At 59.8% G+C, this 14,298-nt stretch carries 14 protein-coding genes and 12 tRNA genes; 23 read left to right on the plus strand and 3 right to left on the minus strand.

The genetic code is table 11. The annotated features are described in order from the left end of the window. The first annotated feature begins 2 nt into the window (after positions 1–2). The 22 genes from cydB (at position 3) to BN1132_RS00545 (ending at position 8,777) form a co-directional block, all read left to right on the plus strand. Positions 3–1,139 carry a cytochrome d ubiquinol oxidase subunit II gene (gene cydB, locus BN1132_RS00440; protein ID WP_042074103.1) on the plus strand — a complete coding sequence of 379 codons (1,137 nt, stop codon included), beginning with the start codon at positions 3–5 and terminating at the stop codon, positions 1,137–1,139. Positions 1,140–1,153: 14 nt separating this feature from the next. Further along, on the plus strand, positions 1,154–1,270 hold the full coding sequence (gene cydX, locus BN1132_RS19245; RefSeq protein WP_005331536.1) for a cytochrome bd-I oxidase subunit CydX: 117 nt from the start codon (positions 1,154–1,156) through the stop codon (positions 1,268–1,270). 52 nt (positions 1,271–1,322) lie between these two features. Next, entirely contained in the window at positions 1,323–1,568 is a 246-nt protein-coding gene (locus BN1132_RS00450) for a cyd operon YbgE family protein (RefSeq protein ID WP_209428935.1), read from the plus strand. 241 nt (positions 1,569–1,809) lie between these two features. Beyond that, a complete protein-coding gene (ybgC, locus tag BN1132_RS00455; RefSeq protein WP_042074106.1) occupies positions 1,810–2,217 on the plus strand; it encodes a tol-pal system-associated acyl-CoA thioesterase in 408 nt (135 codons plus the stop codon). Continuing rightward, the gene (tolQ, locus tag BN1132_RS00460) at positions 2,207–2,893 is read left to right on the plus strand and encodes a protein TolQ (RefSeq protein ID WP_042074107.1); all 687 of its coding nucleotides are present in this window, start codon (positions 2,207–2,209) and stop codon (positions 2,891–2,893) included. The genes ybgC and tolQ overlap by 11 nt, the downstream gene beginning before the upstream one ends. Next, positions 2,893–3,339, plus strand: a complete 447-nt coding sequence (gene tolR / locus BN1132_RS00465) for a protein TolR (RefSeq protein WP_042074109.1) — start codon at positions 2,893–2,895, stop codon at positions 3,337–3,339. The genes tolQ and tolR overlap by 1 nt, the downstream gene beginning before the upstream one ends. A gap of 5 nt (positions 3,340–3,344) precedes the next feature. Next, a complete protein-coding gene (tolA, locus tag BN1132_RS00470) occupies positions 3,345–4,472 on the plus strand; it encodes a cell envelope integrity protein TolA (protein ID WP_042074110.1) in 1,128 nt (375 codons plus the stop codon). A gap of 89 nt (positions 4,473–4,561) precedes the next feature. Then, positions 4,562–5,887 (plus strand): Tol-Pal system beta propeller repeat protein TolB, encoded by a 1,326-nt coding sequence (tolB, locus tag BN1132_RS00475; RefSeq protein ID WP_042074111.1) that lies wholly within the window; start codon positions 4,562–4,564, stop codon positions 5,885–5,887. A gap of 50 nt (positions 5,888–5,937) precedes the next feature. Further along, positions 5,938–6,462, plus strand: a complete 525-nt coding sequence (gene pal / locus BN1132_RS00480) for a peptidoglycan-associated lipoprotein Pal (RefSeq protein WP_010672877.1) — start codon at positions 5,938–5,940, stop codon at positions 6,460–6,462. A gap of 158 nt (positions 6,463–6,620) precedes the next feature. Continuing rightward, a complete protein-coding gene (gene ybgF / locus BN1132_RS00485; RefSeq protein WP_042074113.1) occupies positions 6,621–7,424 on the plus strand; it encodes a tol-pal system protein YbgF in 804 nt (267 codons plus the stop codon). Between the two features lie 174 nt (positions 7,425–7,598). Beyond that, positions 7,599–7,674 (plus strand) — tRNA-Lys (locus BN1132_RS00490). Between the two features lie 32 nt (positions 7,675–7,706). Then, a tRNA-Val gene (locus BN1132_RS00495) sits at positions 7,707–7,782 on the plus strand. Positions 7,783–7,830: 48 nt separating this feature from the next. Then, a tRNA-Lys gene (locus tag BN1132_RS00500) sits at positions 7,831–7,906 on the plus strand. A gap of 22 nt (positions 7,907–7,928) precedes the next feature. Further along, positions 7,929–8,004: transfer RNA gene (locus BN1132_RS00505), tRNA-Val, on the plus strand. A 34-nt stretch (positions 8,005–8,038) separates the two neighbouring features. Continuing rightward, a tRNA-Lys gene (locus BN1132_RS00510) sits at positions 8,039–8,114 on the plus strand. Between the two features lie 17 nt (positions 8,115–8,131). After that, positions 8,132–8,207 (plus strand) — tRNA-Val (locus BN1132_RS00515). 22 nt (positions 8,208–8,229) lie between these two features. Beyond that, a tRNA-Lys gene (locus BN1132_RS00520) sits at positions 8,230–8,305 on the plus strand. A gap of 16 nt (positions 8,306–8,321) precedes the next feature. Beyond that, a tRNA-Val gene (locus BN1132_RS00525) sits at positions 8,322–8,397 on the plus strand. A gap of 21 nt (positions 8,398–8,418) precedes the next feature. Beyond that, positions 8,419–8,494 (plus strand) — tRNA-Lys (locus tag BN1132_RS00530). 17 nt (positions 8,495–8,511) lie between these two features. Further along, positions 8,512–8,587: transfer RNA gene (locus tag BN1132_RS00535), tRNA-Val, on the plus strand. Between the two features lie 21 nt (positions 8,588–8,608). Beyond that, positions 8,609–8,684 (plus strand) — tRNA-Lys (locus BN1132_RS00540). A 17-nt stretch (positions 8,685–8,701) separates the two neighbouring features. Next, positions 8,702–8,777: transfer RNA gene (locus BN1132_RS00545), tRNA-Val, on the plus strand. Positions 8,778–8,824: 47 nt separating this feature from the next. Here the strand turns inward: BN1132_RS00545 and BN1132_RS00550 are convergent. Continuing rightward, a complete protein-coding gene (locus tag BN1132_RS00550) occupies positions 8,825–10,930 on the minus strand; it encodes a methyl-accepting chemotaxis protein (RefSeq protein ID WP_042074115.1) in 2,106 nt (701 codons plus the stop codon). 141 nt (positions 10,931–11,071) lie between these two features. Between BN1132_RS00550 and nadA the strand changes: the two genes are divergently transcribed. Further along, a complete protein-coding gene (gene nadA, locus BN1132_RS00555) occupies positions 11,072–12,145 on the plus strand; it encodes a quinolinate synthase NadA (RefSeq protein WP_042074116.1) in 1,074 nt (357 codons plus the stop codon). Positions 12,146–12,215: 70 nt separating this feature from the next. Here nadA and BN1132_RS00560 read toward each other — a convergent pair whose 3' ends face one another. Both BN1132_RS00560 and gap read right to left on the minus strand, forming a co-directional pair. Next, positions 12,216–13,076 (minus strand): D-hexose-6-phosphate mutarotase, encoded by an 861-nt coding sequence (locus tag BN1132_RS00560; RefSeq protein WP_042074117.1) that lies wholly within the window; start codon positions 13,074–13,076, stop codon positions 12,216–12,218. Positions 13,077–13,181: 105 nt separating this feature from the next. After that, positions 13,182–14,177 (minus strand): type I glyceraldehyde-3-phosphate dehydrogenase, encoded by a 996-nt coding sequence (gene gap / locus BN1132_RS00565; protein WP_042074119.1) that lies wholly within the window; start codon positions 14,175–14,177, stop codon positions 13,182–13,184. Between the last annotated feature and the right edge of the window lie 121 nt (positions 14,178–14,298).

Raw genomic sequence — 14,298 nt, forward strand, 5'->3', positions numbered from 1 at the left:
CCATGTTTGATTACGAACTGTTGCGTCTGGTCTGGTGGGTGCTGGTCGGCGTGCTGCTGATCGGTTTCGCCATCACCGACGGTTTCGATATGGGGGTGGGCGCCCTGCTCCCCTTCGTCGGCAAGAAGGATGTGGAGCGTCGGGTGATGCTCAACACCATGGGACCGCACTGGGAGGGCAACCAGGTCTGGCTGGTGACCGCTGGTGGCGCCCTGTTCGCCGCCTGGCCCATGGTCTATGCGGCGGCCTTCTCCGGCTTCTACATCGCCATGATCCTGACCCTGATGGCGCTGTTCTTCCGTCCGGTCGGCTTCAAGTACCGCTCCCTGCAGGAAGACGCCAAGTGGCGCTCCAACTGGGACTGGGCCCTGTTCGCCGGTAGTGCCATCCCACCCGTCATCTTCGGGGTGGCGTTCGGCAACCTGCTGCAGGGGGTACCGTTCAGCTTCAACCAGTTCCTGATGATGACCTATCACGGCAACTTCTTCGGCCTGCTCAATCCGTTCGGCCTGCTGGCCGGTCTGGTGAGCCTCTTCATGATCATCACCCAGGGCGCGACCTGGTTGATGATGAAGACCGAAGGTGAAGTGCTGGCGCGTTCCCGCACCGCCGCCATGATCTTCTCCCTGCTGACCCTGGTGCTGTTCGCCCTGGCCGGTGTCTGGGTGAGCGGCATGGATGGCTATGTGATCGTGGGCTCCGTCGCCACCGACGCCGTCACCAACCCGCTTCACAAGGAAGTGGTGGTGCAGGCCGGTGCCTGGATGCAGAACTACGGCCTCTACCCCTGGATGATCGCCGCCCCCGTGCTGGGTCTGGCGATGTGCCTGCTGACCGCAGTGGCGGCCAAGCTGGACAAGGGCTGGGTGGCGTTCCTGTTCTCCTCCCTGGCCATCGCCGGCATCATACTGACGGCGGGCTTCTCCATGTTCCCGTTCGTGATGCCCTCGAGCCTGGAGCCGTCCCAGAGCCTGACCATGTGGGATTCCACCGCCTCCTTCAACACCCTCAAGGTGATGACGGTAGTCGCAGTCGTCTTCGTACCGACCGTGCTGGCTTACACCATCTGGACCTATATCAAGATGTTCGGCCGGGTGAGTAACAAGCACATCGAAGACAACCAACAATCGCTCTACTAAGAAGGTGCCCTGATATGTGGTATTTCACCTGGATCCTGGGGCTGCTGCTGGCCTGTGCGTTTGGCATCATCAATGCGCTCTGGCTGGAGCACACCGAGAACCTGGATCGTCAGATAGATGAAGACAAGTGACAGGCTTGCCCGGCTGGCCGCTCCCCTGGAGCGCCAGCCATGGCAGGGTCTGATGCTGCTGGCGGCGGCCCTGTTGGCCGTCGCCATCCTGCAGGCACCGAACCTGGTCGCGGCGAATACCAGTGACCACGGTCTCTGGCTCGCGCCTTGGCTGATGTGGGCGGTCTGCTGCGGGGTCATGCACGGCCTGGGATTCCATCCTCGCAGCCTGGTCGGCCGCGTGCTGTTCTTTCCCTGGCTCGCCCTGCCAAGCCTGTTGTACGGGCTCTGGCTGACCAGCAGCTATTACCTGTCATGAATGCAGAGGGGGAGGCCGGCGTTTAGCCGTCTCCCCCTGTTTTTCGTCCCCTCGGGGGTGGCGGTGTTATCCCGGCTTCAGCCCGTCTGGTATGTTCGGCGGAGTCTGTCCGGGAACGGGTTATTTCCTGCCATAAAAAACGGGGGGAGATGGGATTTCCCTGTCTCCCCCTGCTTCTTTCCTATTCAGCCCTGCGCTATGATAGCCCCCCATCTGACTGTCGAATGGATCACAGATTTTTATGGGGGAAGTCTCTGAGTTTCCGGTGCGTGTCTACTACGAAGACACGGACGCCGGAGGCATCGTCTACAACGCCAACTATCTCAAGTTTATGGAACGGGCCCGCACCGAATTCCTGCGCGCCGGCGGCATCGAACAGGATGTCCTGCTGCAGGAGGGCATCGCCTTCGTGGTGAGTCGCACCGAGATCGACTTTCGCGCCGCCGCCCGCTTCAACGAACTGCTGACCGTACTGACGCAAGTGACTGAAGTGAAACGTGCCTCCATGCGCTTTTCACAGCAGATACTGGCGGCTGATGGGCGGCTGATCACCCAGGCCATGGTTCAGATTGCCTGTGTCAGCCATCCGCAAATGAAACCTGTCGCAATACCTGAAAAAATCAAGGGAGTGCTGTTAAGTGCACGCTGAAATTTCGTTTATTGGCCTGTTCTGGCAAGCCAGTCTGTTGGTCAAACTGGTCATGATGACCCTGATGGGCATGTCGGTCGTCTCCTGGGCGCTGATCATCCAGCGTTCCAAGGTCATCAAGGCGGCCAATCTCGCCTCCGAGCAGTTTGAAGACAGATTCTGGTCCGGGGTCGATCTCAATCGCCTCTACCAGGAGTCCTCTTCCCGTCGTGACGACATCGAAGGCATGGAAGACATCTTCTACTCCGGCTTCAAGGAGTATGCCCGCCTGCTCAAGGCTGGGGCTCGCGGCCAGGATGCGGTGATGGACGGTACCTATCGCGCCATGCGGGTCTCCCTGTCCCGCGCGGTGGACGATCTCGAGTCCAACCTGCCGGTGCTGGCGACCATCGGCTCCATCAGCCCCTATATCGGTCTGTTCGGTACCGTCTGGGGGATCATGAACGCCTTTATCGCCCTGGGTCAGGTGCAGCAGGCGACCCTGCAGATGGTGGCGCCCGGCATCGCGGAGGCGCTGATCGCCACCGCCATGGGCCTGTTCGCCGCCATCCCGGCCGTTATCTTCTACAACCGCTTCACCAACAAGGTCGAGCGGCTGGAAAACGCCTACGCCAACTTCATGGACGAGTTCACCACCATACTGAACCGCCAAATCGCACAGCAGGGTGAGAAGTAATGCAAACCTATCAGCGGCTCAAACGCAAGAAGGTCGCCGAGATCAACGTGGTGCCCTACATCGACGTCATGCTGGTGCTGCTCATCATCTTCATGGCGGTGACGCCGGTGATCACGCAGGGGGTCAAGGTGGATCTGCCCCAGGCGGAATCCGAGCAGTTGCCGGAAGATTCCAAGCCGCCTTTCATCGTCAGCGTGAACACCGAGAGCGAGTACGTCATCAAGGCCGGCGAAGCCGATGACGAGCCGGTGCCGAGCGGCACGCCAGAGGCGATGCAGCAATACATCACCGAGAAGGCCATGGGCTACCTGGCCATCAACCAGAACGCCCCCGTGGTGGTGGCCGGTGACAAGTCCGTGCGTTACGAAGAGGTGATCCTGCTGATGGTGGCCCTCAAGAAAGCCGGTGTGCCTCAGGTTGGTCTGATGACGGATCCGGTGAACTGACGGAGATGGATGTGAAGCGTGGTATTTCCGGTTATCTCGTCGCGTCGCTGCTGCTGCATCTGATCATCGGCATCATCCTGCTGGTCGGCGTCGACTTCAGCAAACCCAAGCGCCCCGAGTCCAAGGGACAGATCGTCAATGCGGTCATGATGGACAGCGAAATGCTGGAACAGCAGATGCAGCAAATCCAGCAGCAGAAGCAGGCCCAGCCCAAGGCGGTGCAACAGCAGAAGGACAAGGAAGACGCCGAGCGCGTCAAGCGCGAGCTGGCACAGGAGCAGGAGCGCCTGCGCATCGCCGAGACCAAGCGCAAGCAGGCCGAGGAGGCGACCCGCAAGGCCGAGGCCGACAAGCAGAAGAAAGAGGCTGAACAGAAGCAGGCGGAAGAGAAGGCCCAGAAAGCCGAGGAAGCCCGCAAACTCGAGGAGCAGAAGACCAAGAAGGCCGAAGCCGAACGCAAGGCGGCGGAAGAGGCCAAGGCGCTGGCGCTGAAGAAAAAGAAAGAGCTGGAGAAGAAGCAGGCCGAGGAGAAGGCCAAGGCGGAAGAGGCCAAGGCCAAGAAGGCGGAGGCCGAGAAGAAGGCCAAGGCCGAAGCGGAGAAGAAAGCGAAGGCGGAAGCAGAGAAGAAAGCCAAGGCGGAGGCCGAGAAGAAGGCCAAGATCGAGGCTGACAAGAAGGCAAAAGCTGACGCAGAGAAGAAGGCGAAGGCCGAGGCTGAGAAGAAAGCCAAGATAGAGGCGGAGCGCAAACGCAAGGCGGCCGAGGAGGCCAAGCTGCAAAAAGAGATGGAAGCCATGATGGAGCAGCAACTGGCGGCTGAAGCCAATGCGCGCAGTCAGGCTGCGTCTGCTGCCGCCAAGGGCGAGGTCGACAAGTACGCCGCCCTCATCAAGGCCACGGTCGAGCGTTACATGATTTTGGATCCCACCATGCGGGGCAAAACCTGTACTATCGGTGTCAAGTTGGCCAGCAGCGGCTTCGTCATCTCGGTGGACAACGGCCAGGGCGACCCGGCTGTCTGCCGCTCCGGCAAGGCGGCGGTGCTGAAGGCCAATCAGTTGCCGGTGCCGAAGGATCCGGCGGCATTCGAAATGATGAAGGAGTTGAGTCTTCAGTTGGCTCCGCAAATTTAAGTGATTACAAAGAAAGCACTGCTGCTTTGGTTAACAATATTTTGTTGGTCAGAGAGTCGAATCTCAAATTGGAACTGAGAGTTTAAGCCATGATAAGAAAAGTGTTTTTTGCTTTGGTTGGCTGCCTTCTGCTAGGCCAGAGCGCTCAGGCGGCCTTGGACATCGTCATCACCGGCGGTATCGACAGTGCGCGCCCCATCGCCATCGCCCCCTTCAAGTGGGAGGGCAATGGCCAGTTGCCGCAGGACATCGCCGAGGTGGTTTCCAACGACCTGATGCGCAGTGGCAAGTTCAAGCCCCTGTCCCGCAGCCAGATGCCGCAGACCCCGAGCACCAGCGGCGAGATCAACTTCGCGCCCTGGGCTTCCCAGGGGGTGGAGGCCGTGGTGGTCGGCTCCATCGCCGCCGTGGGTGACGGCACCTACAAGATCAACTTCGAGCTGGTCGATGTGCTGAAGGGCCAGCTGGCCAAGGCCCAGGGCGGCGAGGCGAACGGTTACATCCTGGACAGCCGCATGGCGACCATCCCGGGTGCCCAGATGCGCCAGTTCGCCCACCGCATCTCCGACATCGTCTACGAGCGTCTGACCGGTGAGCGTGGCGCCTTCCTGACCCGGTTGGCCTATGTATCGGTCCAGCAGGGCACCCAGTTCCCGTACCAGCTGCGCATCTCCGACTACGACGGCTACAACGAGAAGACCCTGCTGCGCTCCCGCGAGCCGCTGATGTCCCCGGCCTGGTCGCCGGATGGCAGCAAGCTGGCCTACGTGAGCTTCGAGAACCAGAAGTCCGAGATCTACGTGCAGGACATCTACACCCAGCAGCGCAGCATGATCACCAGCTTCCGCGGCATCAACGGTGCCCCTGAGTGGTCGCCGGATGGTCGTCGTTTGGCTATCGTTTTGTCCAAGGACGGGCAGCCGGATCTCTATGTTGTTGATGTTGCTAGCAAGCAACTCACTCGAGTCACAAATAACCGCACCATAGACACCGAACCCTCCTGGATGCCGGACGGTCAAACTTTGCTGTTCACCTCTGAACGTGGTGGCAAACCCCAGATTTATAGCGTAAATTTGGCGACTGGCGTCACTCGCCGGATGACCTGGGAAGGGGATTCCAACCAGGGGGCATCCATCACGCCGGACGGCAAGTCCATGGTGATGGTGACCCGGGTTCAGGGACAATATCGCATCGCTCGCCAGGATATGGAAAACGGAGCCATGCTGGTACTGACTCAGAGTGCTCTGGATGAATCGCCAAGTGTGGCTCCCAATGGCAGCATGATCATTTATGCCACCATCTATCAGGGTCGTAAGAGTCTTGCATTGGTGTCGACCGACGGTCGCTTCAAGGCAGTGCTTCCGACCAGTAGCGGTGAAATTCGTGCACCAGCTTGGTCGCCCTTCTTGAATTGATAAAAAAATCGCTTGTTTTTTGTTTTGTTATAAAGGTTTAAGGAAATAGCATGCAACTCAATAAACTGCTCAAGGGTCTGGCCATCGCACTGCCACTGTTCACCCTGGCCGCCTGTAGCTCCTCTTCCGACTCCGACGCCGCTGGCGCCGAGTCCGGCATGACCGACGGCATGGGCGGTGTACAAACCGGCGGCGCCAACGGCATGTTGTCCCCGGAAGAGCAGATGCGTCAGAAGTTCGAAGCGCTGCAGCGCGACAACGTGATCTACTTCCCGTACGATGGCTACGACATCCAGGGTCAGTACGCCGACCTGCTGGATGCCCACGCCAGCTACCTGCGTGAGCGTCCGAGCGTCAAGGTATTGATCGAAGGCCACGCGGATGAGCGCGGCACTCCGGAATACAACATCGCACTGGGCGAGCGTCGTGCCAAGGCCGTTGCCAAGTATCTGCAAACCCTGGGTGTGCAGGCCGAGCAGCTCTCCATCGTCAGCTATGGCGAAGAGAAGCCGCTGGATCTGTCCCACACCGAGGAAGCCTTTGCCAAGAACCGCCGTGCGGTCCTGGTTTACTAAGGTTTGAATCGAACGAAGTTCGTTTATATGCAAGCGGCCATTTCGATGGCCGTTTTATTTGCACTAAACGCCAAGGTTTGATCCGAATGAAATCTGTATCAGCGAGCGACTATGGCGCTGGCCGTTTTATTTGCACTAAACGCTAAGGTTTGATCCGAATGAAATCTGTGTACAAGCAAGCTGTTGTTGCGCTGGCGGTATTGGTTGCTCTGAATGCGCAAGCGGCGGCACCGGTGAGCGATCTCAGTGGCGACAGCGGCAGTGCCGTGGCCCTCAGTGGCAACAACGGTGCCATAGTGCCGACGGGCAGTCTGGAAGACAGGGTCGCCCTGCTGGAACGCACCCTCAACGCCCGTCTGCGCCTGCAGGCCGAATTGCAGCAGCAGGTCGACTCCCTGCAAGGGGAAGTCTCCGAACTGCGCGGCCAGCTGGAGCAGCAGACCTACCAGATGGAGCAGTCCCAGGAGCGCCAGCGCCAGCTCTACCAGGAGCTCGACAAGGTGGCGAACAGCCAGCCTGCCGCCGCCCCGGCAGAGCCAGCCGCCGCTGCTGCGACCCCTGCTGCGGCAGCCAATTACTCGACCAACCAGGACGAGAATCAGGCCTACGACGCGGCCGTGAACATGGTGCTCAAGGAGAAGAACTACGACAAGGCCATCCCCGCCTTCGAGGGCTTCATCAAGCAATTCCCCAGCTCCAGCTATGTCCCCAATGCCCATTACTGGCTCGGTCAGCTGATGTTCAACAAGGGCGACAGAGCCGGTGCCGCGAGCCAGTTCACCACGGTGGCAAACAAGTACAGCAAGTCGCCCAAGCGGGCCGACGCCCTTCTGAAGCTCGGCATGCTGGCCCAGCTCGATGGCAAGAAGGCGGAAGCCAAGGCCTTCTATGAGCAGGTGATCAAGGGGTACCCCAACACCTCGCCGGCCCAGTTGGCCAAGCAGAGCCTGGGCAAGCTGTAACATTGCTGCATGTCACTGTTTTAGTAACAGTCTTGTAAAGATGCTCTTGCTTTGTATGCGCAGTGAACAAACAGATTTAATTTAAGATTTTTCTATTGCGCCAGGATGATAAATCCGTAATATAGGCCGCCGTCAGAGCCGGTGCAGCAGTGCAGTCGGTCCTGGTCGTGGTGAGGGTCGTTAGCTCAGTCGGTAGAGCAGTTGACTTTTAATCAATTGGTCGCTGGTTCGAATCCAGCACGACCCACCATTTCTTCACAACGGGTGAAGACAGCATTCCCAGGTCGTTTAGCTCAGCTGGGAGAGCACCTCCCTTACAAGGAGGGGGTCACTGGTTCGAGCCCAGTAACGACCACCATGATTTAACACTGTCCGCCACATGCGGTCGGTGACAGGTTCAGGATGTGGGTCGTTAGCTCAGTCGGTAGAGCAGTTGACTCTTAATCAATTGGTCGTAGGTTCGATCCCTACACGACCCACCACTCTTGACCGCACAGATTCCCAGGTCGTTTAGCTCAGCTGGGAGAGCACCTCCCTTACAAGGAGGGGGTCACTGGTTCGAGCCCAGTAACGACCACCACTTTCTTGAAATAGAAAGAAAAAATGATAAAGATGGGTCGTTAGCTCAGTCGGTAGAGCAGTTGACTTTTAATCAATTGGTCGCTGGTTCGAATCCAGCACGACCCACCATCATTTCAAGAATCCCAGGTCGTTTAGCTCAGCTGGGAGAGCACCTCCCTTACAAGGAGGGGGTCACTGGTTCGAGCCCAGTAACGACCACCATGCTTTAAAAAATGATACAGATGGGTCGTTAGCTCAGTCGGTAGAGCAGTTGACTTTTAATCAATTGGTCGCTGGTTCGAATCCAGCACGACCCACCATCATTTCAGAATCCCAGGTCGTTTAGCTCAGCTGGGAGAGCACCTCCCTTACAAGGAGGGGGTCACTGGTTCGAGCCCAGTAACGACCACCATGCTTTAAAAATGATACAGATGGGTCGTTAGCTCAGTCGGTAGAGCAGTTGACTTTTAATCAATTGGTCGCTGGTTCGAATCCAGCACGACCCACCATCATTTCAAGAATCCCAGGTCGTTTAGCTCAGCTGGGAGAGCACCTCCCTTACAAGGAGGGGGTCACTGGTTCGAGCCCAGTAACGACCACCATGCTTTAAAAATGATACAGTTGGGTCGTTAGCTCAGTCGGTAGAGCAGTTGACTTTTAATCAATTGGTCGCTGGTTCGAATCCAGCACGACCCACCATCATTTCAAGAATCCCAGGTCGTTTAGCTCAGCTGGGAGAGCACCTCCCTTACAAGGAGGGGGTCACTGGTTCGAGCCCAGTAACGACCACCATATCGAGAAGCCCGCAGCGATGCGGGCTTTTTCGTTTCTCTCTTTCATCAGGTCCGCAGTCGTTCGAGTTCGCTCGTCAGGGTGGTGGCCGCCAGCTCCAGCGCCTCGCTCAGGCGATGGCTGGCGCTCGCCTCCTGCCCCAGGGTGGTGGCGGTATCCCCGATCCGCATCAGGTTCTGGTTGATGGTGTCGCTGACGGCGCTCTGCTGTTCGGCCGCCGTGGCCACCTGGCTGATGTGGTCGTGGATCTGCTGGATCTGGGCCACCACCTGACCGAGCGCCTCGAAGGCCTGATCTGTCCCCTCGACCGTGCTGACCGAGCGGGTGATGCCCATGCTCATCAGTTGCTGGCTGCTGGTGACCTCGGTCTGCAGACTGCCAATCAGCTGGCCAATCTCGTCGGTGGATGCCCGGGTCTTGTTGGCCAGCGCTCGCACCTCGTCCGCCACCACCGCAAAGCCTCTGCCCATGTCGCCGGCCCTCGCCGCCTCGATGGCCGCATTGAGGGCCAGCAGGTTGGTCTGTTCGGCGATGGCCCGGATCACGTCGAGAATGCGGCTGATGTTGGCGCTGCTCAGCGCCACCTGGGCGACCGCCTTGTCCGCCTGGTGCATGTCCTCGACCAGGGTATGGATCTCGCTGCGGGCCTGGCTCAGGGTCTGCTGGGCCCTGCTGACATGGTGGGTTGCCGCCTCCGACTCCTGCGCCGCCTGCTCGGCGTAGCCCGCCACGCTGACCGCAGTGGTGCTCATCTCGTGCATGGCGCTGACCACGCTCTCCAGCTCCAGGCTCTGCTCGTCCAGGCTGCTGCGCATGGTCTCGGCCGTCTGCTTCATGCCTCTTGCCTGCTGATGTACCTGCTGCCCTACCTGCTTGCTGCCCTGCACCATGGCCCTCAGCTTGCCGAGGAAGGCATTGAGGTGTCTGCCAAGCTCGATGAGCTCCTGGTGGGTGTCGATGCGCATCTGCTGGGTCAGATCGCCCTCATTGCTGGCGAGGTGGGAGACGTGGCGACTGATGAGGGAGAGGGGGGCCGTGATGGTCTGGATGAACCAGATGAGCAGTGCCAGCGCCAGCAGGGTGATGATGACGATGGCGATCAACTGCTGCTGCTGGGTGGCTTGCAGCAGGCTGCCGAGCTGGTTGCTGATGGTGTCGGCCTGGCTGAGGGCCAGTGCCTTGGGCACCTTGATCATCAGCCACCACTGGCTGTCAGCAGCCTCGATCCGGATCGGCTGCTGCAGGATGAAATCGCTGTCTGTCTCCTGAGGCTGTCCGTTCGGGGCAACCAGTCCGGCCTCCGTCAGGGGGCGCCCCAGCTTGCCGGCGTGGCGGTTGCTGCCGACGATGAGCCCTATCTTGCTGACTAGGGTCACCTCGGCCTGGTTGTCATAGAGTTGCTTGCCGAGCTGCTCGGCCAGTTGCTGGAAGATGGGCAGGTTCATGTCGACACCGGCGATCCCGACAAACTTGCCCTCCTTGAGGATGGGCACCGTCAGGCTGGTCATCAGCATCTTCTGGCCCGGGCCTATCTCGTAGAGGTAGGGCTCCATCAGACAGGGTCGCAGGGTGTCGCGGCCACAGAGGTACCACTCGCTGTTGCGGATGCCGAATTCATTGCGTGAGGTGTCGAACTTGGCGTCACTGGTAGCGGCATCTATGGTCTGCTGCGTTATGTTTTCGTTCTGTTCCCGGGTGAAGTAGACCTCCAGGCTGCCCTTGCCGGCAACCGAGTGACTCGCGCCCCCCTGCCAGTCGGCGTCCTGTCCGTCATAACCGTTGGGTTCGAACTGGGCGTAGATGGAGCTGATCCCGTCTGCCTGGCGCAGACGACTGTGCAGCAGGAGCTCTACCTGGGGGCGGCCCAGCATGCGATCAGGCTGGGCCATGCTGCCCTCAAGCTGCGCCGCCATGCCGAGGGGTATCTGGTAGGCCTGCTGCAACTGGTCGGTAATCTGCTGAGCGTAGCGTTCGGCCTGGAATTGCAGGGCGCGTGAGACCTCCTGCTCCAGGGCGCCGCGAGTCTGGGCCACAATCTCGGTGCGCAGGCTGTTCAGGGAGGATGACTGCATCAGCGTCATGGCGACGCCACTGGCGAGAAAGAGTCCAAGGGTGAGCAGCAGCAACTTGGTTTTGAGAGAGCGTTGTTTCATTCGACAACTCCTTTTGGCAAGAATGACAACGATTGATCCGGGCGGGTTCTGACAGTTGTACTGTACTGGATTTGTTGATGGGTTTGTGCGCGGCTTCTGGTTATAATTTTGGCCTTTCCAAGCGTTGATGGAACAGTCGCAATGAGCAATGCACTGAACAATGTCCCGCCGGTAGTCGAGATGGACTACCCCTTCCCGGCCAAGCCGAAGCCCCTGAGCGCCGAGCAGAAGGCGACCCTGATCGCCGAGATCAAGACGCTGCTGCAGGAGCGCCAGGCCGTGCTGGTTGCCCACTATTATACGGATCCCGAGATCCAGGCCCTGGCCGAGGCCACCGGCGGCTTTGTCGGCGACTCTCTCGAGATGGCCCGCTTCGGCCGCGACCACGCCGCCCAGACCCTGATCGTGGCCGGGGTGCGCTTCATGGGGGAGACCTCAAAGATACTGAGCCCCCACAAGCGGGTGCTGATGCCGACCCTGGAGGCGGAGTGCTCCCTCGATCTGGGCTGCCCCATTGACCAGTTCTCCGCCTTCTGCGATGCCCATCCCGACCATATCGTGGTGGTCTACGCCAACACCTCGGCGGCGGTGAAGGCGAGAGCCGACTGGGTGGTCACCTCCAGCATTGCGCTGGAGATCGTCGAGCACCTGGACAGCCAGGGTCACAAGATCATCTGGGGACCGGACAGGCACCTGGGCGCCTATATCGAGAAGAAGACGGGGGCCGAGATGCTGCGTTGGCAGGGCCACTGCATCGTCCACGACGAGTTCAAGGCCAAGGCGCTGCGTGAGCTCAAGGCCCAGAACCCGGATGCCGCCGTGCTGGTGCACCCGGAATCCCCGGCCTCCGTCATCGAACTGGCGGATGCGGTGGGTTCCACCAGCCAGCTCATCAAGGCGGCCAAAGAGCTGCCCCAGCAGAAGCTCATCGTGGCCACCGATCGCGGCATCTTCTACAAGATGCAGCAAGCCTGTCCGGAGAAAGAGATGGTGGAGGCACCGACCGGTGGCGATGGCGCCACCTGCCGCAGCTGCGCCCACTGCCCCTGGATGGCGATGAACGGCCTGGTGGCGATCAAGGAGGCGCTGACCGACGGCGCCGAGCGTCACGAGATCCAGGTGGATGAAGCGCTGCGCCTGAAAGCCCTGATCCCGCTGGATCGCATGCTGAATTTTGCCGCCGAGCTCAGGATCAAGACCCAGGGCAACGCCTGATCGTCTCTGATGACAAGATGCAAAGAGGGCTCCCGCGGGAGCCCTCTTTCTTTATCCGTCAGCCGTATCGTCAGAGGATCACGGTGGAGAAACTGTGTTCCTCGTCGGGTGCTACCGTGACTCCGGCCTCGTCGGTGATGGCGGCCTCGACGCAAAGCATGGTGCGATAACCGTCGTCGCTCATGTCGGCCATGGCGCTGGCGCCTTCCTGCCAGGGGGTCCAGACCACCACGCTGTCGTGGTGGCCGCTGACCACCCGGGTGGTGCGCTCGCCATCCTGCACGCTGACCATGGCGTCGGGCTGGCGATAGATGCGATCCATGGCCGCCGTCACCGTCAGGGGGCCCTGCTGACGTTCGGCCTGGCCGGTCAGCTTGTCCAGGTAAGGCTCGCCCAGGCCGGTCAGGGTCACCGCTTCCGGCGCGCTGATCTGCAGATAGGTGTGCAGGGCGGCATTGTAGGTGAGCGGCGCCTTGCCGGTGTTGCGGGTGGTCAGCACAAGGGAGAGCTCCTTGCCTACCAGCACGTCCAGCTCCAGCTCGAAGGCATGGGGCCAGAGTGTGCGGCTGGCATCGCTGTCGCGCAGGGACAGATGGACGAGCGTGCCATCCCCGTGATCGGAGACGCCGTCCAGAGTCCACAGGCTGGTGCGGGCGAAGCCATGGGCCGGCTTGCCGCTGCCAACGCGGGCGGGGGAGGGGCCGAACCAGGGCCAGCAGAGGGGGATGCCGCCGCGGATGGGCTTGCTGCCATCCAGTACGGCCTTGTCGCTGAGCCAGAGGGAGGCGGGCTCGCCATGGCGCCGATAGCTCAGCACGTGGGCGCCAAACAGGCTGATCTCGGCCCTGGCGTGCTCATTGTCTATGGTCAGCAGGGGCAGGCCGTCCTGGCTAAGGGTGCAGTGGGCAGTCAGCGTGCGTGTCGGTGTCATAAAGGCTCCAGTGCTCGGGGACATTCAGAAAGGGTCCGTGATTCAGAATACAAAAAGGCGGCCATTGGCCGCCTTTTTTCAAGCTACGCGATTGCGCATCCCAAATTACTTGGAGATGTGAGCGATCAGGTCCAGAACCTTGCTGGAGTAGCCCATTTCGTTGTCGTACCAGGAGACGACTTTCACGAAGGTCTTGTTCAGCTGGATACCAGCCTTGGCATCGAACACGGAGGTCTGACGCTCACCCAAGAAGTCGGTGGAAACCACTTCGTCTTCGGTGTAGCCCAGCACGCCCTTCATGGCGCCTTCGGAGGCAGCCTTCATGGCCTGGCAGATTTCAGCGTAGGACGCTTCTTTCTTCAGGTTGACGGTCAGGTCAACAACGGACACGTCCGGAGTCGGAACGCGGAAGGCCATGCCGGTCAGCTTGCCGTTCAGTTCCGGGATGACCACGCCAACGGCCTTGGCAGCACCGGTAGAGGACGGGATGATGTTCTGAGCCGCGCCGCGGCCACCGCGCCAGTCTTTGGCAGACGGGCCATCAACGGTCTTCTGGGTAGCAGTGGTAGCGTGAACTGTGGTCATCAGGCCGGATTCGATACCGAAGGTATCGTTCAGAACCTTGGCGATGGGGGCCAGGCAGTTGGTGGTGCAGGAAGCGTTGGAAACGATGTCCTGGCCAGCGTAGGAATCCTGGTTGACGCCCATGACGAACATCGGGGTGGCGTCCTTGGACGGGCCGGTCAGTACGACTTTCTTGGCGCCGGCAGCGATGTGCTTGCGAGCGGTCTCGTCGGTCAGGAACAGGCCGGTGGCTTCGGCAACAACGTCAACACCGATCTCGCCCCATTTCAGGTTGGCCGGGTCACGCTCAGCGGTAACACGTACGGTTTTGCCGTTGACGATCAGGTTGCCGTCTTTGACTTCAACAGTGCCCTTGAAGCGACCGTGGGTGGAGTCGTACTTCAGCATGTAAGCCATGTAGTCAACGTCGATCAGGTCGTTGATACCAACCACTTCGATGTCGGAACGCTCAGCGGCCAGACGGAATACGAAACGACCGATACGGCCAAAACCGTTAATACCTACTTTGATAGTCATAATTGGTTACCTAACTGTTCAGTAGTCAAAGAAAATTCCGTTTGTAAATTTACTAGAACTCACCTGCGAGTCAACCAACAATCTGCGCGAAATTGCGCTATATCATGAAAAACTGTGAAAT

This window comes from Aeromonas sanarellii (assembly GCF_000820085.1).
Lineage (GTDB): Bacteria > Pseudomonadota > Gammaproteobacteria > Enterobacterales > Aeromonadaceae > Aeromonas > Aeromonas sanarellii.